This window comes from Rhodococcus sp. IEGM 1305 (assembly GCF_030058635.1).
In the GTDB taxonomy this organism is placed as follows: domain Bacteria; phylum Actinomycetota; class Actinomycetes; order Mycobacteriales; family Mycobacteriaceae; genus Rhodococcus_F; species Rhodococcus_F opacus_D.
This window is the reverse complement of the sequence record NZ_JASHKX010000034.1, coordinates 1-19,579: the sequence shown is the minus strand read 5'-3', so window position 1 is coordinate 19,579 and position 19,579 is coordinate 1. Positions and strand designations below refer to the sequence as shown.

Annotated in this window: 15 protein-coding genes; 9 read left to right on the top strand and 6 right to left on the bottom strand. The window is 68.4% G+C overall.

The window, feature by feature from the left end; translation table 11 throughout:
• Positions 1–10: 10 nt before the first annotated feature.
• Both QM693_RS30070 and QM693_RS30065 read left to right on the top strand, forming a co-directional pair.
• Positions 11–613, top strand: a complete 603-nt coding sequence (locus QM693_RS30070) for an AMIN-like domain-containing (lipo)protein (RefSeq protein WP_283354167.1) — start codon at positions 11–13, stop codon at positions 611–613.
• A 101-nt stretch (positions 614–714) separates the two neighbouring features.
• The gene (locus QM693_RS30065; RefSeq protein WP_283332925.1) at positions 715–2,613 is read left to right on the top strand and encodes an ABC transporter ATP-binding protein; all 1,899 of its coding nucleotides are present in this window, start codon (positions 715–717) and stop codon (positions 2,611–2,613) included.
• On the opposite strand, the gene QM693_RS30060 is transcribed toward QM693_RS30065, so the two are convergent.
• Positions 2,594–3,997, bottom strand: coding sequence for a maltokinase N-terminal cap-like domain-containing protein (locus QM693_RS30060; protein WP_283354166.1), 1,404 nt, complete (start codon positions 3,995–3,997; stop codon positions 2,594–2,596). The genes QM693_RS30065 and QM693_RS30060 overlap by 20 nt on opposite strands.
• A complete protein-coding gene (gene treS / locus QM693_RS30055; RefSeq protein WP_283332923.1) occupies positions 3,994–5,850 on the bottom strand; it encodes a maltose alpha-D-glucosyltransferase in 1,857 nt (618 codons plus the stop codon). Before treS ends, QM693_RS30060 begins: the two co-directional genes overlap by 4 nt.
• Positions 5,851–6,002: 152 nt before the next feature.
• On the opposite strand from treS, the gene QM693_RS30050 reads away from it, so the two are divergent.
• Positions 6,003–6,554 carry a mycothiol transferase gene (locus QM693_RS30050; RefSeq protein WP_283354165.1) on the top strand — a complete coding sequence of 184 codons (552 nt, stop codon included), beginning with the start codon at positions 6,003–6,005 and terminating at the stop codon, positions 6,552–6,554.
• 87 nt (positions 6,555–6,641) lie between these two features.
• Positions 6,642–7,274 carry a hypothetical protein gene (locus tag QM693_RS30045; RefSeq protein ID WP_283354164.1) on the top strand — a complete coding sequence of 211 codons (633 nt, stop codon included), beginning with the start codon at positions 6,642–6,644 and terminating at the stop codon, positions 7,272–7,274.
• A 36-nt stretch (positions 7,275–7,310) separates the two neighbouring features.
• Here QM693_RS30045 and QM693_RS30040 read toward each other — a convergent pair whose 3' ends face one another.
• Complete coding sequence (locus QM693_RS30040) at positions 7,311–9,071, bottom strand: DEAD/DEAH box helicase (protein ID WP_283354163.1); 1,761 nt, start codon at positions 9,069–9,071, stop codon at positions 7,311–7,313.
• Between the two features lie 108 nt (positions 9,072–9,179).
• Between QM693_RS30040 and QM693_RS30035 the strand changes: the two genes are divergently transcribed.
• From QM693_RS30035 to QM693_RS30020, 4 genes are all read left to right on the top strand, one after another.
• A complete protein-coding gene (locus QM693_RS30035) occupies positions 9,180–9,977 on the top strand; it encodes a carbon-nitrogen hydrolase family protein (protein ID WP_283354162.1) in 798 nt (265 codons plus the stop codon).
• Between the two features lie 59 nt (positions 9,978–10,036).
• Positions 10,037–10,666, top strand: coding sequence for a phosphoribosyltransferase (locus QM693_RS30030; RefSeq protein WP_105412728.1), 630 nt, complete (start codon positions 10,037–10,039; stop codon positions 10,664–10,666).
• Between the two features lie 99 nt (positions 10,667–10,765).
• Positions 10,766–11,470: a DUF8548 family protein gene (locus tag QM693_RS30025; protein WP_283354161.1), complete on the top strand. Its 705-nt coding sequence runs from the start codon at positions 10,766–10,768 to the stop codon at positions 11,468–11,470.
• A 140-nt stretch (positions 11,471–11,610) separates the two neighbouring features.
• A complete protein-coding gene (locus tag QM693_RS30020) occupies positions 11,611–13,398 on the top strand; it encodes an AMP-dependent synthetase/ligase (RefSeq protein WP_283354160.1) in 1,788 nt (595 codons plus the stop codon).
• Between the two features lie 51 nt (positions 13,399–13,449).
• Here the strand turns inward: QM693_RS30020 and QM693_RS30015 are convergent, their stop codons facing one another.
• A complete protein-coding gene (locus QM693_RS30015) occupies positions 13,450–14,073 on the bottom strand; it encodes an alpha/beta hydrolase (protein ID WP_280783548.1) in 624 nt (207 codons plus the stop codon).
• Between the two features lie 78 nt (positions 14,074–14,151).
• On the opposite strand from QM693_RS30015, the gene QM693_RS30010 reads away from it, so the two are divergent.
• Positions 14,152–17,619, top strand: a complete 3,468-nt coding sequence (locus QM693_RS30010) for a TM0106 family RecB-like putative nuclease (protein ID WP_283354159.1) — start codon at positions 14,152–14,154, stop codon at positions 17,617–17,619.
• Here the strand turns inward: QM693_RS30010 and QM693_RS30005 are convergent.
• Together QM693_RS30005 and QM693_RS30000 are read right to left on the bottom strand one after the other, a co-directional pair.
• Positions 17,604–18,803: an amino acid deaminase/aldolase gene (locus QM693_RS30005; protein ID WP_283332916.1), complete on the bottom strand. Its 1,200-nt coding sequence runs from the start codon at positions 18,801–18,803 to the stop codon at positions 17,604–17,606. The two genes, QM693_RS30010 and QM693_RS30005, sit on opposite strands and share 16 nt — an antisense overlap.
• Positions 18,804–18,864: 61 nt before the next feature.
• A complete protein-coding gene (locus tag QM693_RS30000; RefSeq protein ID WP_105412733.1) occupies positions 18,865–19,509 on the bottom strand; it encodes a TetR/AcrR family transcriptional regulator in 645 nt (214 codons plus the stop codon).
• Between the last annotated feature and the right edge of the window lie 70 nt (positions 19,510–19,579).

Sequence of the window (19,579 nt, the reverse complement as noted above, 5' to 3'; positions counted from 1 at the left end):
CGATCGGATCATGATCAACCACCGGATCGGTCCCTTCGCCGCGTTCGCCGCCTGCGCCCTGGCCCTGACGCTCACCGGATGCTCGGAGTCGAACTCCCCCAGCAGTGTGGCGGCGACGTCACCGGCCGCGGCCGCCACCACCAGCAGCGCCCTCGAATCCGAGTCGGCGCCGATCCCGACCGATGCGTCGCCGAAATCGTCCGCGGCGTCCGGGTCAGCGAAGCTCACGGTCACCGACGTCCGCGTCGGCGAGCACGAGGGATTCGACCGTGTGGTGTACGAACTCGGCGGCAAGGGCACACCGGGCTGGCGGGTCGCGTATGTGGACGGGGCGGTGCAGGACGGAAGCGGCAAGACGATTCCGGTGTCGGGCAACGGCATCCTGCAGGTGCAGATCGACGGCTCGGCGTACCCGTTCGACAGTGATGTGGAGGGATACTCGGGCCCCAACCCGGTGCCCGGCGTTCCCGGCGGCACGGTGACGGAGGTCAACGGCGCGCTCGTGTTCGAAGGCGTCACGCAGTCGTTCATCGGCGTGACGCAACCGGGCCGGCCCTTCACGGTGTCGACGCTGTCCGACCCGACGCGGGTGGTCGTGGACGTCGCGAAGTAGCGCTTCCGCGCTCGCCGCTTGACCTCGAGTAACGTTGAGGTTCTACCGTCGTGTCATACCCCGGCTCTACCGTGGGGGGATAGCGACAGGAGGCCGCTGGCATGAGCATGGAAGTCACGGCGTGGAACGCGATGTACAACGCGATGCACGCCCAAGAGGATCGTCGACCCTTCTCCCGCACGACGCTGCGGCGGATAGCCCGGTTCGCTCTGCCCCACCGTCGCAGCCTCGGGTGGTATCTACTGCTCAGCGTCGTCACGGCCGCGCTGGCGGTGGCCACCCCGGTGCTGGCGGGCCGGGTCGTCAACGCCATTGTCGGCGGCGACGCGGTGTCCGTGATCGTGCGCCTCGCGGCGCTCATCGCGGTCATCGCCGTACTCGAATCCGCTCTCGCCCTGTGGACGCGGTGGCTGTCCGCGAGCATCGGCGAGAACCTGATCCTCGACCTGCGGACCGCCGTGTTCGACCACGTGCAGCGGATGCCGATCGCCTTCTTCACCCGCACTCGCACCGGCGCGCTGGTCAGCCGCCTCAACAACGACGTGATCGGTGCGCAGCGCGCGTTCAGCGACACGCTGTCGGGCGTGGTGTCCAACCTCGTCACGCTCGGCATCACGCTCATCGTGATGATCGGGATCTCCTGGCAGATCACGCTGTGCGCACTGCTGCTGTTGCCGATCTTCGTCCTGCCCGCCCGCAGGATGGGCGCGCGGCTGGCTCAACTCAATCGTGAGGCAGCCAACCACAATTCGGTGATGAGCACTCAGATGACGGAGCGGTTCTCGGCGCCGGGTGCCACCCTCGTGAAGCTGTTCGGTCGTCCGTCGGAGGAGTCCGCCGAGTTCGCGGTCCGTGCCCGGCGGGTACGGAACATCGGTGTCCGCACGGCGATGCTGCAGTCGGTGTTCGTCACCGCGCTCACGCTCGTGTCCGCTCTCGCGCTGGCGCTCGTCTACGGACTGGGCGGGTTCTACGCGCTGCGCGGACAACTCGACGCGGGAGCCGTCGTCGCGATGGCGATGCTGCTGACCCGGTTGTACTCGCCCCTCACCGCACTGGCCAGCGCACGCATGGACGTGATGAGCGCGCTGGTGAGCTTCGAGCGCGTCTTCGAGGTCCTCGACCTGAAGCCGTTGATCGCGGAGAAGCCCGACGCGGTCGCGGTGCCCGACGGCCCGGTGTCGGTGGAGTTCGACTCCGTGGAATTCGCGTATCCCTCGGCCGACAAGGTGTCGCTGGCATCGCTCGAGGAGGTCGCGACCCTCGACACCCGCGGCGGCGTCGAGGTGCTGCACCGGCTGTCGTTCCGCGCCGAACCCGGGCAGATGGTCGCGCTGGTGGGATCGTCCGGAGCCGGCAAGTCCACCATCGCCCAACTGGTTCCCCGGCTCTACGACGCGGACGCGGGCTCGGTGAAACTCGGCGGGGTGGACGTGCGCGACCTGACCGCCGACTCCGTGCGGGCCACCGTCGGCATGGTGACTCAGGACGGGCACCTCTTCCACGACAGCGTGCGGGCCAATCTCCTGCTCGCCCGGCCGGGTGCCACGCCGGCCGAACTCGCGGAGGTGCTCGAACGGGCGCGGCTCACCGACCTCGTCGCGGCCCTGCCCGACGGCCTCGACACGGTGGTCGGCGAACGCGGCTACCGGCTGTCGGGAGGCGAACGCCAGCGGCTGACCATCGCGCGCCTGCTGCTCGCGCATCCGCGGGTGGTCATCCTCGACGAGGCGACGGCGCACCTCGACTCCACGTCCGAGGCCGCCGTCCAGGAGGCGCTGGGCGAGGCCCTCGCCGGACGGACCGCGGTGGTGATCGCGCACCGGCTGTCGACCGTCCGCGCGGCTGATCTGATCCTCGTGGTCGAGGCCGGGCGCATCGTCGAACGCGGCACCCACTCCGAGCTGCTCGCCGCGGGCGGCCGATACGAGGAGCTGTACCGCACTCAGTTCGACCCGGGCACGGTGTCGTCCCCGACGCTCACCGAGGTGCTGAGGTGAGTCTACGAATGGCGGAGAGGGGCAGGCCGATCCAATTGGGACGGTTCCTCGCCTCGTACACGGTCTCGTACACCGCCTTGTCGAGTTCGTAGGCCCGCAGCAACGCCGCCGCCTCACGCGGGTCGGTGCCCGACACAGAGGAATAGCCCTCGCAGAAGGCGTCGGCGTTGCGCTGCGCCCACTCCCTCGCGCGGAAGTCCCGCTGCGACGCCGCCCCCATCGCTCCCATCGGCACCGAATCTGCCAGCAGGTGGTGAGCGGCGTAGTCGAAGGACCGCAGCATTCCCGCGACATCCCGCAACGGGCTGTCCCGTTCCCGGCGCTCGTCGAGCGTCTTGGCGGGCTCCCCCTCGAAGTCGATGAGCAGCCACCGCTCCGGTGTCCGCAGCACCTGACCGAGGTGGAGGTCGCCGTGAATCCGCTGGACGGTGGTAGCGCCCAGAGCTTCCGCCTCGGCGAACTTGCCCCGCACCGCCGCCGCCACCTCCCCCAGTTCGGGAACGATCGAGGTGGCGGCGTCCAGCCTGCGCGTCATCGCCTCCACGGTCGTCGACGCCACCTGTCGTTCCTCCGCACCGAGCGCACGCGCCAGGGTGGCGTGCACCTCGGCGACGGCGGCGCCCATCCGGTAGGACTCACCGGCGAAGTCCGTCCCCAACTCCGCGGCGTGGAGATCCGCTTCGATCAGGAGGTCGCGGACGCTGCCGAGCGCCATGCTCCACCCGTCCGCCGAGTTGGCCTCGAAATCCTGGACCATCGCGAGGGTCGTCAGAATCCCGGCCACGTCCGTCTCCATCCACGCTCGCAGCGTCGCCACGTATTCGCTGCCCGCTTCGGCGAGCGCGAGGTGGAGTTCGACGTCCGGGTTCACGCCCGGCGTGACCAGACGGAAGATCTTCATCAGGAGCTTCTCCCCCAGCACCACCGACGTGTTCGACTGCTCCGCGCCGAGTGTCCGCCCACGGAGCCCCGGTTCGATCACCGTGCCCGGCACCGTTTTCAACTGCACCGGCCCGGATCCCTCCGCTTCCGACAGCAGGTCGGCGTACAGGGTGATGATCTCGGCATCGTGCAGGCCGTCGTACGCGATCATGACGTTCCCATCGCCATCCGGCAGCGCCCACGGCTCGAGGTCCTCGGGCAGATGACTGCGGAACCCCAGCGGTATCTGGTACACCTGCGGCGGCCCCGCCTCGAACTCCACCGACACCAGGAGATGCTCGGCGGAGAACCCGAACGCCGATGTCAGTTCGTGGCGCAGCAGGATCCGCACCGCCGCGATGGTGGTGCCCTTGGCGGCGAACCACCGCCGGTCCGGCAACCACCGGACGAGTTGCCGCTCGAGGGACTCGTCGGGAATGCGTTCACTGGTGGGTTCGTTCACTGCTGCACCGCCTGTTCCGCTTCGCTGCTGACCGGGTGTCCGCTCACCGCGCCGCCGGACTTCGGATCCGGTTGCAGCGCAAACCAGAAGAATCCGTGACCGGGAAGGGTGATCATGTATCCGTCGTCCCCGATCGCGGGGAAGGGAACGGAACCGGTGAGCTCCACGGGGATTCGGCCGGCGAACTGGGTGAGGTCCAGGATCACCGCCTGCGGGAACCTGGACAGGTTGTTGACGCACAGAATGACGTCGCTGTACGGGCGGTCCCGACTCGGCGGCGTCTCCCGCACATACGACAGGACGGCCGGGTTCGCGCTGCCGAGTTCGGTGAACGACGCCGTTCCGAACGCCGGATGCTGTTTGCGAACCTGGATCAGGCGGCGGGTCCAGTGCAGCAACGAGTTGGTCGAGTTCATCTGCGCCTCGACGTTCACCGACTGGTAGCCGTACGTGGGATCCATGATGACCGGCAAATACATTCGAGCCGGGTCGGCACGGGAGAATCCGGCGTTGCGGTCGGGCGTCCACTGCATGGGAGTCCGCACCGAGTCCCGATCGCCGAGCCAGATGTTGTCGCCCATGCCGATCTCGTCGCCGTAGTAGAGGACGGGCGAACCCGGCAGGCTCAGCAGCAGCGCGGTGAACAGCTCGAGCTGGTTGCGGTCGTTCTCGAGCAACGGCGCGAGACGTCGCCGGATGCCGATGTTCGCCTTCATCCGCGGATCTTGCGCGTATTCGGAATACATGTAGTCACGCTCCTCGTCCGACACCATTTCGAGGGTCAGCTCGTCGTGGTTCCGGAGGAAGATTCCCCATTGGCACGAACTCGGAATCGGCGGGGTCTGCGCGAGGATCTCGGAGATCGGGAACCGGTTCTGCCGGCGCACGGCCATGAAGATGCGGGGCATCAACGGGAAGTGGAACGCCATGTGGCACTCGTCGCCCACGTCCGGCTCCCCGAAGTACTCCACGACGTCCGACGGCCACTGGTTGGCTTCGGCGAGAAGCGCCCGCCCCGGGTACTCGGCGTCCATGACCGCCCGGCACTTCTTGAGAAACGCATGCGTCTCGGGCAGGTTCTCGCAGTTGGTGCCCTCCCGCTCGAACAGATAGGGCACGGCGTCCAGCCGGAAGCCGTCGATTCCGAGGTCCAGCCAGAATCGCAGCACGTCGATCATCGCGTCCTGGACGTCGGGATTGTCGTAGTTCAGGTCCGGCTGATGGGAAAAGAAGCGATGCCAGTAGTACTGCTTGCGCACCGGATCCCACGTCCAATTGGACGTCTCGGTGTCGACGAAGATGATGCGCGCGTCCGGATACCCTTCGTCACGGTCCGACCACACGTAGAAGTCGCCGTACGGGCCCTCGGGGTCGGTGCGCGACTCCTGGAACCATGCGTGCGTGTCGGACGTGTGGTTCATCACCAGGTCCGTGATGACTCTGATCCCGCGGCGGTGCGCCTGATCGAAGAGCTGGACGAAATCCTCGACCGTCCCGAACTCCGGGAGCACGGCGCGGAAGTCGCGAATGTCGTAACCGCCGTCGCGTAGCGGTGAGTCGTAGAACGGCGGCAGCCACAGGCAGTCGACGCCGAGCCAGGACAGGTAGTCGAGCTTGGACGTCAGCCCCTGGAGATCGCCCGTTCCGTCGCCGGAGGAATCGAAGAACGCGCGGACCAGCACCTCGTAGAACACCGCGGTCTTGAACCACTCGTTGTCCACTTGCAGTTCTCTGGCGTGGAAGAAGTCTTCGGACCGGGCCTCGATGATGTGGCCTTCGAGGTCGTGCTCCGGTGAGGCCGCGCCCTCCCGGGACGGGTCGGCGAAGGCCGACGACGAATCTTCCAGGGCCATAAGCACCTCGGTTCGCGACTCGATCACAGGAACAGGGGCGTTCCCCGGACACGTGCCTCGATCGTAGGTCGGTCCTGCCCGAACCGCTGGGGACGCGCGCAGAGTGTCGATCGAGGACAGTAGGTGTCCGCTATTCGCGCCACACTGAACTCATGACCGAGACACCCAGCACCCAGAACCCCATCTCCGACGAGCGCGGACTCCTTCTCCTCATGCTGGACAGCCAGCGCACCGCCTTCCGCAACGCGATGTCCGGGCTGACGGAGGAGCAGGCCCGCAGTGTGCCCAGCGCCAGCGAGATGAGCCTGGCGTCCCTCCTCAAGCACGTGATCGACGGCGAAGAGGCGATGACCTCCCGCATCACCGGGGCTCCGCGCGATGTCGGCGACGACCCGGTGGCAGCGTGGATGGCCGCATGGAACGTCACCGAGGACGAGACCGTCGACGCCCTGCTCGCCCGCTTCGACGACGCACAGCGCGCTACCGAGGCCGCGGTCGCCGCCGAAACCGATCTTGATCGCGACGTCGACCTGCCCGCCGACGTGGCGCAGTGGATGGCGTCGGGAGTCGTCTTCACGGTCCGGTACATGCTGCTGCACCAGATCGAGGAACTCGCCCGGCACGCCGGTCACGCCGACATCATCCGGCAATCCCTCGACGGCGCGCGCGCCGATACGCTGGCCGGCGGCGGCAGCTGGTCCTGACTGTTTCCGCTCTCTCGGGTAAATTCTCCGCTCGGGCGGCGCTGCAGAGCCGCCCGGACGAGACAACGAGGAGTTCAGGTGGACGGTATGAGCGTGATGCGACGCACGATCGCGGCGGCAACGGTCGGTATCGCGGCGACTTTCGGCCTGTCGGGCACGGCAGCGGCCGAACCGGCCACCCCGGACGTCCCCGGCCTCGCCGAACTGCGCACCCAGGCCGACAAGCCCGAGGCGAAGGCCGCAGTCGAGGCGCTGGCCACGTCGACGGTGCTGCATGACGTCGCGGGCGCGTACACCCCGTTCCTCTACACCGCACCGACCGTGGGTTGCGGCACCGTCGCACCGGTCACGCTGACGCTGGCGTCGGGCACCACCGGGCCCACCGCCGAGGTGAAGGCCAACGAGATCAGCTTCCAGGCCCTCTCCGCGTACCCCGGTGTGGTGAAGTCCTCGGGACTCAACGTCGCGTGGATCAACACCAAGACCGGCGCCAGCGGAATCCTGCCCCTCGACGGCGTCACCGAAGGCGGCTACCCGGCGCTGAACAAAATCGTGGCGACGGGGCCGGGCACCGTCGTGGCATCGATCTTCGGCACCGTCGGCTACACCAACGCGACCTGCTACGTGCTGCCGACCGTCGGTTCGTTCTTCGTTCCAGAGGAGGGCCCGCTGCCCGCCGAGGCGGCACAGCCCGCCCCGGCTCCCGCTCCCCCGGCGTAACCGCCGGGGATCCCCTTCGGGAGGGCCGCGTGAGAACTACTCGCGCGGCCTTTTCCGGCTGTCCCGGTCGCGCTGGAACTTTCCGCCTGCCCGATCGTCGCGGCCACCGCGCGGTCGGCCCGACGGCGGACCCGAATCGGGCTGCAGCTGAATCAGCACTCCGGAGATCCGGGTACGACGCAAAGCCTCGAGGGTCTCGCTGGACAGGTCGGCGGGCAACTCCACCAGGCTGTGGTCCGGGCGGATGCTGATGTGCCCGAAGTCGCTGCGCCGCAGCCCACCCTCGTTCGCGATGGCACCGACGATCGCACCCGGCACCACACGGTGCCGCTTGCCGACCGCGATGCGGTACGTCGCGAGCTCCTGGCCCTCCGGTCCACGCGACCGCGTCGGGGGGCCGTCGTCGAACCGGCGCGCCGGACGTTCGCGGGGCTCGCGCTCACGGCGGGGCGCGGGCGGCGGTTCGGGCGCCATGAGGAACGCCTCACCGTCGCGCGACTGCACCGCGAGCGCGGCGGCGATGTCGGCGAGCGGCACGTCGTGTTCCTGCTCGTAGTCCTCGATCATCTTGCGGAACAACGCCAGATTGTCGGACGTGAGGCTCTCGGTGATCGAGTCGCCGAACTTGGACACACGCTGCGCGTTGACGTCGTCGACGCTGGGCAGCTGCATCTCGGCCAGCGGCTGACGGGTCGCCTTCTCGATGGCCTTGAGCAGGTGCCGCTCGCGCGGTGCCACGAACAGCAACGCCTCGCCGGCGCGCCCGGCGCGACCGGTACGGCCGATCCGGTGGACGTACGACTCCGTGTCGTGCGGGATGTCGTAGTTGACGACGTGGGAGATGCGGTCCACGTCCAGGCCACGCGCGGCCACATCGGTGGCCACGAGGATGTCGAGGGCGCCGCTCTTGAGCTGGCCGATGGTCCGCTCACGCTGCGCCTGCACGATGTCGCCGTTGATCGCCGACGCGGAGAATCCGCGCGAGCGCAGTCGTTCCGCGAGGTCTTCGGTGGCCTGCTTGGTGCGCACGAAGATGATCATCGCCTCGAAGTCCTCGACCTCGAGGACACGCGTCAGGGCGTCGAGCTTGCGCTGGTGCGCCACCTGGACGTACCGCTGCGAGATGTTGGAGGCCGTCGACGTCTTCGACTTCATCGTGATCTCGACGGGATCGTGCATGTACTGCTTCGAGATCTTGCGGATGGCCCCCGGCATCGTCGCCGAGAACAGCGCCACCTGCTTGTACTCCGGAGTGTCGGCGAGGATGCGCTCGACGTCCTCCTGGAAACCCATCTTCAGCATCTCGTCGGCCTCGTCCAGGACGAGGTACGAGAGCTTGGACAGGTCGAGCGTGCCCTTCTCCAGGTGGTCGATCACTCGACCGGGCGTGCCCACCACGACGTGTGCGCCGCGCCGCAGCCCCGACAACTGGACGCCGTAACTCTGACCACCGTAGATGGGCAGCACGTGCAGGCCCGGAATATGGGCGGAGTACTTGCCGAACGCCTCCGCGACCTGCAGCGCCAGTTCCCTCGTCGGAGCGAGGACCAACGCCTGCGGCGACTTCTGCGTCAGGTCGATCTTCGAGAGGATCGGTACCGCGAACGCAGCGGTCTTGCCGGTGCCGGTCTGCGCCAGGCCGACGACGTCGTGGCCGGCGAGGAGGGGCGGAATGGTGGCTGCCTGGATCGGCGAGGGCGACTCGTAGCCCACATCGGACAGTGCCTTCAAGACCCGATCATCGATGTCGAGGTCGGCAAAAGTGGGGGGTTCGGGGTCACGCTCGATATCACTCATTGACCAGCAGTTTAGTGCACGAGTCCACAGTGCATCGCCACGCCGCGGAAATACGCGGCGACCGGGACGGGAGACACCTGCCGCACCTCGTCGCCTAGCGTGGACGGCATGGTCGATGTCGCTGTCATTCAGTTCGCTCCCAGTCAGGACAAGCACGAGAACCTGCGCACCCTCCGCACGCTCGCCGCCGAGGCCGCGGGCCGCGGCGCGAAGGTGGTGGTGGCGCCGGAGTACGCGATGTTCACGGCGCCGAGAACCGACGAGCGGATCGTCGAGTCGGCCGAGGGCCTGGACGGCAAGTTCGTCAGCGGGCTGGCCGCGACCGCGAAGGAACTCGACGTCCACCTGATTGCCGGGGTCAACGAGCAGTTGCCCGGGGACGATCACATCTCCAACACCCTCGTCGCGCTCGGACCGGGCGGCGACATCGTCGCCACCTACCGCAAACTCCACCTGTACGACGCGTTCGGCTACAAGGAATCCGACGTCATCCGCGCCGGGGAGATCGGCGCCCCGGAGACGTTCGCCGTCGACGGCCTCACGTTCGGCATGCAGACCTGCTACGACCTCCGGTTCCCCGAGGTCACCCGCCGCATCGTCGACGCGGGCGCCGACGTGCTGCTGCTGCCCGCGCAGTGGGTGCCCGGGCCGTTGAAGGAGGACCACTGGTCCACCCTCGTGCGGGCGCGCGCCATCGAGAACACCGTGTACGTCGTCGCCGCCGACCAGAGCGCGCGCACCGGGGCCGGGAACAGCATGATCGTCGATCCGATGGGCGTGACCCTCGCGTCACTCGGTGAGCGGGTGGGCACCGCGGTCGCGGAGGTCAGCGCGGAACGGATCACCGAGGTGCGGGAGAAAAACCCCGCCCTCGCGCTGCGCCGATTCACCGTCAGCGAGATCTGAACGGCGGGATCGGGAGTAGCGTCGGAGACGAACAGTTCTCCCCGATCACGGAGCGTTCGATGTTGTACACCAGTCGCGCCGACGCCGGCCGCAGACTGGCCGCCGCACTGGAGCACCTGCGCGGGACCGATCTGGTGGTGCTCGGTCTGCCGCGCGGCGGCGTCCCCGTCGCGTTCGAAATCGCTGCCGCCCTGTCGGCGCCCCTCGACGTGGTCCTCGTCCGCAAACTGGGTGTCCCGTGGCAGCCGGAACTCGCCATGGGTGCCATCGGTGAGGGCGAATCCCGGGTAATCAACGACGACGTCCTCCGCATCGCCCGGATCAGCAAGACCGCACTCGCCATGGTCGAGGCGAAGGAGCGCCGCGAACTCGAACGGCGGGCGCGGGTGCTGCGCGGCGGCAAGCCGCGAGCGTCGCTGAAGGGCCGCACGGCCGTCCTCGTCGACGACGGCATGGCCACGGGCGCGACCGCGGCGGTGGCCTGCCAATCGGTGAGGAAACTGGGCGCGGCGCGCGTGATCGTCGCGGTCCCGGTGGCGGCGCCCGAGGCCGTCGGACGTCTGCGCGTGACCGCCGACGAGGTGGTCTGCCCGTACGTTCCGGCCGATCTCGGCGGCGTCGGCAACGCGTACGACGATTTCCATCAACTCTCGGACACCGAGGTCACAGACCTGCTGGCCCACCACTGACGGTGGTTCTCGAGGAATCCTCAGCTCCAGTGCAACGTTCCCGGAGGCCCTGTCGATACACCGGACAGAGCACAGAACAGACTGCCTTTGGAGGATCTCGTGACCGTCTCTGCCGATACCGTCGAAACCGTCGTCACCGCCTGCCGCGACCGATTGGGCGACCCGTCCGGCTGGATCACCTCCGATGCCTACCGGCACAGCCTCGCCCTCTGCATCATCGAATCGGTGCAGTCGAGCGCCGGGCACAGCGAGGTCGCCGTCGTCGACCGCTACCTGGCGTACCGGCGGGCGCACCCCGATCAGCCCCTCACCGACGGCGCCCGCGACCTTCTCCGCACGTTCGAGGAGGCGGGCAGCTCGGATCAGTGGGCGGGCAAGGTCGGCTCGTACAAACGGCGGTACTCCGCGACCGGTGTGCCGATCGAGGCGCGTCACATCCAGCTGGCGGCGGAGCGACTACACCAGCTCCGGATCAACAGCATCGACGACCTCCTCGAAGCCGCCCGGGACGAAGCCGCCCTGGAGCAGATCCACGACGCGTGGATCGAGGTGTGCGGGGAGAGCAGCGACGTCACGTGGGCGCACTTCCTGATGCTCGCCGGGATCCCGGGTGTCCGGCCGAATCGGGTGGCGGACGTGTTCATCAGCGGCGCGCTCGGAATTTCGGAAGCCACCGACGACGGCCTGGCCGAGGAGATCCTCGAGGCGACGGCGACCGAACTCGGTGTCGATCCGGACCAGTTGAACTATGCGATCCGGCGCTGGCTGTCGGCGAACTCGCGGCGTCTCGAAGAGGCCGCCTGAGTTATCAGTTTACGCCGAGTTACACTTATCTCCGCTGGTCCAGGTAAGAAATACACATAACGGACATCGACCCTGGTGCGAAACTGGGACAAATGTGATCGAATGCACATCCGTCATGTCGTTTCAGTGGAGGGGTCATAGTGCGTGAATTCTCGGTACCGCAGTCGTTCTCAATTCCGGAGGACGCCTCCATGGCGGACACGGTCTTCCGTCATGCCGAGGAAGACCCGAAGTTCGTTCCGTTCAAGCGCCCCGGCAACGGCGGGTGGGTAGACGTCACCGCCGCCGAGTTCGCGGAGCAGGTGTCCGCCGTCGCGAAGGGCCTCATCGCTTCCGGCGTCGAGCTCGGCGACCGCGTCGCGATCCTGTCGGCGACCCGGTACGAGTGGGTCGTCATCGACTACGCGATCTGGACGGCAGGCGGGTGCACCGTCGCCATCTACGAAACGTCCGCACCCGATCAGGCGAAGTGGATCCTCGAAGACTCCGGCACATCGCTGCTGGTCGTCGAGAATGCCAAGCAGGCCGACGCGCTGAAGGTCGTCACCGACGCAGCGCCGGACCTGCGTGAGGTCCTGCAGATCGAGGGCGGCGCGATCGACGAGCTGTCGAAGCGCGGCGAAGGCGTCACCGACGAGCAGTTGCACGAGCGTCGTCACCAGGTGCGCGCGTCCTCCCCCGCGACCCTCATCTACACGTCGGGCACCACGGGCCGCCCCAAGGGCGTGCAGTTGACCCACTCCAACTTCTACGCGGAGTCCGCGGCCGTGAAGCTGGCGCTCAGCGACGCAATGTACGCCGGCAGGCGCACCCTGATGTTCCTGCCCCTCGCGCACGTCTTCGCTCGCGCCATCTCCTTCGGTGCGTTCGACGCCAAGGTCACGGTCGCGCACACCGCCGACCTCACCACGCTGCTCGACCAGTTCGCCGCGTTCAAGCCGCACTTCATCCTGTCGGTGCCGCGCGTGTTCGAGAAGGTCTACAACTCCGCCAAGCAGAAGGCGTACGACGGCGGCAAGGGCAGCATCTTCGAGAAGGCGTCCGCCACCGCCATCGCGTACAGCGAGGCGCAGGACAACGGCGGCGCCGGGCTCGGTCTCAAGCTCAAGCACGCCCTGTTCGACAAGCTCGTCTACTCGAAGCTGCGCACCGCCCTCGGCGGCGAGTGCGACCGCGCCGTCTCCGGTGGCGCCGCGCTCGGTGCACGCCTCGGTCACTTCTTCCGCGGCATCGGCGTCCCCGTGTACGAGGGCTACGGCCTCACGGAGACGAGCGCCGCCATCTCCGTGAACACCACCCGCGCGCAGAAGGTCGGCACCGTCGGCAAGCCGATCGACGGTCACGCCGCGAAGATCGGCGAGGACGGCGAACTGCTCCTGAAGGGTCCCGTCGTCTTCGGCGGGTACTGGCACAACGAGCAGGCCACCGCGGATTCGATCCGGGACGGCTGGTTCCACACCGGCGACCTCGGCTCGATCGACGAAGAGGGCTACATCTCGATCACCGGCCGTAAGAAGGAAATCATCGTCACCGCGGGCGGCAAGAACGTCGCGCCCGCGGTCCTCGAGGACGCGCTCCGCGCGCACCCGCTGATCAGCCAGTGCCTCGTCGTCGGCGACGGCAAGCCGTTCATCGGCGCGCTGATCACCCTCGATTCCGAAACCCTCCCGGGCTGGAAGGAACGCCACGGGCTGGCCGCCGACACCCTGGTGTCCGAACTGGTGAAGAACCCCGACCTGGTCGCCGAGATCGACGAGGCCGTGGCCGAGGGCAACAAGAAGGTGTCCAACCCGGAGCGGATCAAGAAGTACCGCATCCTCGAGGTCGACTTCACGCAGGAGACCGGTGAGCTCACGCCCACGCTGAAGCTCAAGCGGAACGTCATCCACAAGGAGCACGGCGCGGCCATCGAGGCCATCTACGCGTAGGCGGCTCCGCCGCCCGTGAGTGCTCGAGGAGTGCAGAGACTCCTCGCGCACTCACGGGTGCGCAGCGCCGAGGATGAAGTCGCGGACCACCGCGGTCACGGATGTGTGGACCTTCTCGTGAAGCAGGTCGTGGCCGGCGTCGTCGAACTCCCGGAATTCGAGGCATGCGATCCCCGCCGCCCAGTCCCGGACGGGGTCGATCGGTGCGATGCGGTCGTCCACGCCGTGCACCGCGAGCAGCGGTATCCCGAGTGACCCGAGCGCGTCCGCCGTCTGCTGCACGGCGGCGGTCTTCGGTGTCCCGCACAGAATCGCGCCCCGGAAACCGGAGTCACCGGACGCGAGAAGTTCCATCGAGACCGCGGCACCGAGCGAATGCCCCATGAGCACGAGCGGAACATCCGGCGCGTGCCTGCCGGCGAGGCCGGTGAGAAGCGCGGCGTCCTCCGCCAGGTCCGCCACCGATCCCGGATGGTCGCCTTCGGACAATCCGTGACCGGCCTGGTCGATTCCCCACACCCCGATTCCGGCAGGCGTCAGTCCGCGCGCGAACCGGTGGTAGTGACCCGTGTGCTGCCCCATGCCGTGGAGAAACACCAACTGGGCGACGGGTCCTCCCACCGCGCTCCAGTGCCGGTAGTGGACTCGTCCGGAGTGGCCGTCGAAGAAGGGCATGGCTGCCATTCTGGGCCTGTCGCACCCCGATGGCACAATCGGCCGGGTGAACTCACCGGCAGAACTGGGGACGTAGCTGTGTTCCTCCTCGACGACACCATCGTCTACAGCGCCAGCGACCTCTCCGCGGCCGCCACCTGCGAGTTCGCGTTGCTGCGCCGGTTGGACGCCACGCTCGGGCTCGCCGGCGCCGGTTCCGCCGCCCCATCCGTCGACGACGATCCGATGCTGCGACGGACGTCGAGCCTCGGCGATGCGCACGAACATCGCCGGCTCGAGCAGTTCCGCGCCGAGTACGGCGACGGGGTGGTCACGATGGACCGTCCCGAATACACCGCGCGGGGTCTGTTCGACGCGAACCTGGCCACCGTGGAGGCGATCCGCGGCGGCGCCGACGTCGTGTACCAGGGGACGTTCTTCGACGGCCGCTTCCTGGGTTTCTGCGATTTCCTCGTCCGCGACGGCGACACGTATGCCGTCTACGACACCAAACTGTCACGACACGCGAAAGTGTCGGCCCTGCTGCAGCTCGCCGCGTACGCGGAAGCGCTGGCCGACAACGGGATCCCGACGTCCCCCGACGTCCACCTGCTGCTCGGCGACGACAGCGACTCGGCGCACTCGCTCGGCGACATCGTTCCCGTGTACTCCGCGCGACGGTCCTCGCTCGAACGAATTCTCGACGAGCACCGCGACGAGCAGTCGCTCGCGGAGTGGGGCGACCCCCGGTACACGGCGTGCGGCCGGTGCGACACGTGCACCCCGGAGGTGGAGCAGCACCGCGACCTCCTGCTGGTGGCCGGAATGCGCACGACGCAGCGGAGCCGGCTGATCGCGGCCGGGATCGGCACACTCGACGCCCTCGCCGCGTACGCGGGCAGCGTCGAGGGCCTCTCCGAGCGCACCCTCGAATCGCTGCGCGCGCAGGCGGCCCTGCAGTTGCGGCAGGAGTCCTCGGGGACCCCCGAGTTCCAGGTGTACGCCCCGCAGGCTCTGGGCGGGCTACCCGAACCGGACGACGGCGACATCTTCTTCGACTTCGAGGGAGACCCGCTCTGGGCCGAGAACGGATCCACGGACTGGGGTCTCGAATACCTCTTCGGTGTGGTCGAGGGTCCCGCCGACGCCGCCGTGTTCCGGCCGTTCTGGGCACACGACCGCGCCGAGGAGCGGCAGGCACTCGTCGACTTCCTCGACTACGTCACCGCGCGCCGTCAGCAGTACCCGAACATGCACATCTACCACTACGCCGCGTACGAGAAGTCGGCGCTGCTGCGGCTGGCGGGACGGCACGGCGTCGGCGAGGAGACCGTCGACACCCTGCTGCGCGACAACGTCCTCGTCGACCTGTATCCGGTGGTGCGCGGGTGCCTGCGCATCGGTGAACGGTCCTACAGCATCAAGAAACTCGAACCGCTGTACATGCCGGAGCAGCCGCGCGACGGCGACGTCACCAATGCCGCCGCGTCGGTGGTCGCGTACGCCGACTACTGCGATCACCGCGACAACGGCCGGGAGGACGAGGCACGCGCGCTGCTGCAGGGCATCGCCGACTACAACGAGTACGACTGCGATTCCACGCTGCGGCTGCGCGACTGGCTGATCGGGCAGGCGGAGACGCACGGCGTGGCTCTCCGGCCGCCCGGCGACGGGCCCACCCCGGTGACCGAGGACTGCACCCCCGCGGAGGCGGCGTTGCGCGAGTTCGCCGGGCACGGACCGAGCGAGCATCGGGGGCACGACCAGCAGGCGGCCGCGCTCATGGCTGCTGCGGTCGGCTACCACCGCCGCGAGCGGAAACCGTTCTGGTGGGCGCACTTCGACCGGCTGGTCGTGCCGCACGACGAACTGTCGGACATCCGGGACGTTCTGGTGGTGTCGTCCGCGGTCGTCGAGGAGAACTGGCACAAGAGCAGTCCGCGGCAGCGCAAGCTGCGCCGGCGCCTGCAGCTCACCGGCCGTTTCGGGACCGGGAGCACGGTGGGGCCCAAGACCACGATGTACGCGCTGTACGACACTCCCGCACCCGAGGCGGTCGCGGGCGACAATCCGCAGCAGCGGGGAACGTGCACGGTCAACGTGCTCGACGTCGGGAAGGACGGCAGGCGCCGCGACGTGGTGATCGTCGAGGAACTCCTGAACGGCGAGGAGTACGTGCAACTTCCGACGGCGATCACCCCCGGTCCCCCGATCACGACCGACCGCATCGAATCGTCCATTGCGGTGGCCGCGGACGACATGTGCTCCCCGCTGCCGGAGCTTCCGCTGTGCGCGTCGGTGGACATTCTGCGGCGGTCCGACCCGCGCACCCGGAGCGGGAACCCGCTCCCGCCCGTCGACGGCACGGACTACGCGGGCGCGATCACCGCGGCACTACTCGACCTCGAAGACTCGTACGTCGCGGTGCAGGGGCCTCCCGGCACCGGCAAGACGTACACCGGGGCCCGGGTGATCAAGGCGCTCGTCGAGCAGCACCACTGGCGGATCGGCGTGGTCGCCCAGTCGCATTCGGTGATCGAGAACATGCTCGGCGGCGTCGTGAAGGCCGGGCTCCCCGCCGAGCTCGTCGCGAAGAAGGACGGGCGGCATCGCGCCGCGACGTGGACCGACATCAGCTCCAACGACTACCCCGGTTTCATCGACCAGGCCGAGGAAACGGGCTGCGTGATCGGCGGGACCGCCTGGGATTTCGCGAACACCGACCGCGTTCCGCCCGGCAGCCTCGATCTGCTGGTCATCGACGAGGCCGGGCAGTTCGCTCTCGCCAACACCATCGCGGTGGGCGGCGCGGCCCGCAACCTCCTGCTTCTCGGCGACCCCCAGCAACTTCCGCAGGTCAGCCAGGGCACCCATCCGGAACCGGTGGACGCGTCGGCCCTCGGGTGGCTCGCCGAGGGGCACGGGGCTCTGCCCGCGAGTCGGGGCTATTTCCTCGAACGCACGTGGCGGATGCACCCGGAACTGTGCGCACCCGTATCGACGCTGTCCTACGATGGCAAGCTGCGTTCGCAGGAATCTGCCAGTGCCGCACGGCGACTCGACGGCTTGGAGCCGGGTGTGCACACCGTCTTCGTCGACCACCAGGGCAACGCCACCCAATCCCCGGAGGAATCGCGGGAGGTGGTCAACCGGATCACGAAGCTGCTCGGTTCCGGGTGGACCGACCCCAGCGAGTTCGAGGGCACCCGCCCACTCGACGAGTCCGACATCCTGGTGGTGGCGCCGTACAACGCGCAGGTCGGGTTGATCGAACGTGATCTGGCCGCGGTCGGTCTCGACAAGGTCGAGGTGGGCACGGTCGACAAGTTCCAGGGGCGGGAGGCTGCCGTTGCCATCGTGTCGATGACCGCGTCGGCGATCGAGGACGTGCCGCGCGGCATGTCGTTCCTGCTGTCGCGGAACAGGATGAACGTGGCGGTGTCCCGCGGCAAGTGGGCGGCGATCATCATCCGGTCGGAATCGTTGACGCAGTACATGCCGAGCACCCCGGAAGGTCTGACCGAGCTGGGCGCCTTCATGCGGCTCACCGGTCAGCCGAAGCACTGACCTTCGCCGCGGTAGGTGGGCACCACGGTGCGGGAGCCGTCCGACTCGACGAGGTGCACCTCGGTGAACCGCTCGCACAGCTCGCCGGCCTTCGCGTGCCGGAACCACACCCGGTCGCCGATGGCGAGATCCGCTGCCGCCTTTCCGGTCACCGGGGTCTGGACCTCGCCGGCGCCCTCGTTGCGCAGTAGCTTCAGCCGCGGGGGCCACACCGGCTTGGGCACGCGACTGCCCCCGGCGGGACCGGAGGCGATGTAGCCGCCGCCGAACAGCGTCGCGATGCCGGGAGTCGGACGCCGGACCGCCGACAGGGCGAAGTACAGCGACGGGTGCGGACGGAACGCGCGGTACCTGTCGAAGAGCGTCGGGACGTACAGGCCGGAACCGGCCGTCACCTCCGTCACTACCTGGTCCGCGGAGCTCACCTCGAGCGAGCCGGTGCCCCCGCTGTTGACGATTTCGAGCACCCCGACCTCCGACTGCACGGCGTTCACCACGGCACCGCGACGGGTCGCGAGTTCATTCGCGGACGCCCGCTTCATCCAGCCGATCGGTGGACTGGAATCGGGCAGACCCGCGATCTGCGCTTCGTAGAACATGACGCCGACGACGGCGAACCCCCGCCCCGCGGCGCGCTTCGCGAAGGCGGCGACGGCGGACGGTTCGCGGAGCGGGGAACGGCGGACCCCGATGTGGAGGGGGCCGAGCCGCAGCGAGGCGTCCACGTCGATGCACAGCCGGGCGCGGAGGAAGGTGGTGCCGGCCGCGGCGAGAACGAAGTCGAGGTGGTCGTCGCTGTCGACCATCAACGTGATCCGGTTCAGCAGTTCGGGGTCGGCTGCGAGTTCGGCGATGGCCCCGCGGTCGGCCGTCGGGTAGCCCATGAGGATGTCGTCCGCGCCGCGGCGGGCGAGCCAGATCGCCTCGCGCAGTGAATACGCCATGATCCCGCGGAACCCGCCGGCCCCGGTGAGCTTCTCCCCCAGTGCGACCTGGAGTACCGCGCGGCAGCGAACGGATTTGCTGGCGACGCGGACGGGCGTGCCGCCCGCGCGCAGCACCAGGTCGGCGGCGTTGGCGCGCAGCGTGGTCAGATCCAGCGCGGCCAGCGGCGGGTCGACCTCGGTTGTCGAGGCGATGAGACGGTCGAGCGTGGGCGTCACAGTTCGTCCAATCTTGTCCATCGGTCTGCGACGCCAGTCAACCACCGAGTTGGACGATTGTCCAGATTGACATCGGACCTGCTCAGGCCCGCTCGACCGCCTTCGACGCGATCACGTGCACCATGTCGTCCAGCGCCGCGATCATCGCCTCGCTGTCGCGGTCCACGAGCCACCGCAGCACGAGCCCGTCCAGGATGGCCAGACCGAACCGCGCGATCGCCTCGACCGGGGTGGCCCAGCCGACTTCGGCGATGCGGGCGCACTCGGCGAGGAACTCGATCGCCTCCTCGTCCATGGTCCGATACTGCTGACCGGCGATGTCGCCGGCACGCTCACTCCCGGACGCGCGGTGCCGCAGGGCCTGCGCGGTGATCTCGTACGTCAGCAATTGACGGTCCGGGGTGGCCTCGATGATCGGCCACATTCCGCTGATCCCGATGTGGAGGAGTTCGCGCAGACCGTCGATCCCGCGCAGGTCCGGCGCGTGCCGCACCTGACCGAACGCCAGTCGCATCGACGCGCTGAGCTGCAGAATCAGGCTCTCACCCATCGCCGCGAGGAGCTCCTCCTTGCTCTCGAAGCAGTAGTGCACCACACCGAGCGAGACGCCCGCCTCCTCCGCCACGGCACGCACCGTGACCGACGCGACGCCGCGCTGCTCCGCGATGGCCAGCGCCGACTCGACGAGTTGGGCACGACGTTCGTCCGCAGGAAGCCTGTTCAGCATCCTCTGATCGTAGAACCTGCGCGGGGCCCGCCCGCGACCAACACGGACGCCCGACCAACCCGCCATTTGC

Bases quoted from the DNA above. Each gene is read 5' to 3' on its own strand.
- QM693_RS30070 (WP_283354167.1), top strand. From the start codon at position 11: ATGATCAACCACCGGATCGGTCCCTTCGCCGCGTTCGCCGCCTGCGCC.
- QM693_RS30045 (WP_283354164.1), top strand. From the start codon at position 6,642: ATGAGCGTGATGCGACGCACGATCGCGGCGGCAACGGTCGGTATCGCG.
- QM693_RS30015 (WP_280783548.1), bottom strand. From the start codon at position 14,073: ATGCCCTTCTTCGACGGCCACTCCGGACGAGTCCACTACCGGCACTGG.
- QM693_RS30005 (WP_283332916.1), bottom strand. From the start codon at position 18,803: ATGGACAAGATTGGACGAACTGTGACGCCCACGCTCGACCGTCTCATC.
- QM693_RS30065 (WP_283332925.1), top strand. From the start codon at position 715: ATGAGCATGGAAGTCACGGCGTGGAACGCGATGTACAACGCGATGCAC.
- QM693_RS30035 (WP_283354162.1), top strand. From the start codon at position 9,180: ATGGTCGATGTCGCTGTCATTCAGTTCGCTCCCAGTCAGGACAAGCAC.
- QM693_RS30030 (WP_105412728.1), top strand. From the start codon at position 10,037: ATGTTGTACACCAGTCGCGCCGACGCCGGCCGCAGACTGGCCGCCGCA.
- QM693_RS30000 (WP_105412733.1), bottom strand. From the start codon at position 19,509: ATGCTGAACAGGCTTCCTGCGGACGAACGTCGTGCCCAACTCGTCGAG.
- QM693_RS30050 (WP_283354165.1), top strand. From the start codon at position 6,003: ATGACCGAGACACCCAGCACCCAGAACCCCATCTCCGACGAGCGCGGA.
- QM693_RS30040 (WP_283354163.1), bottom strand. From the start codon at position 9,071: ATGAGTGATATCGAGCGTGACCCCGAACCCCCCACTTTTGCCGACCTC.
- treS (WP_283332923.1), bottom strand. From the start codon at position 5,850: ATGGCCCTGGAAGATTCGTCGTCGGCCTTCGCCGACCCGTCCCGGGAG.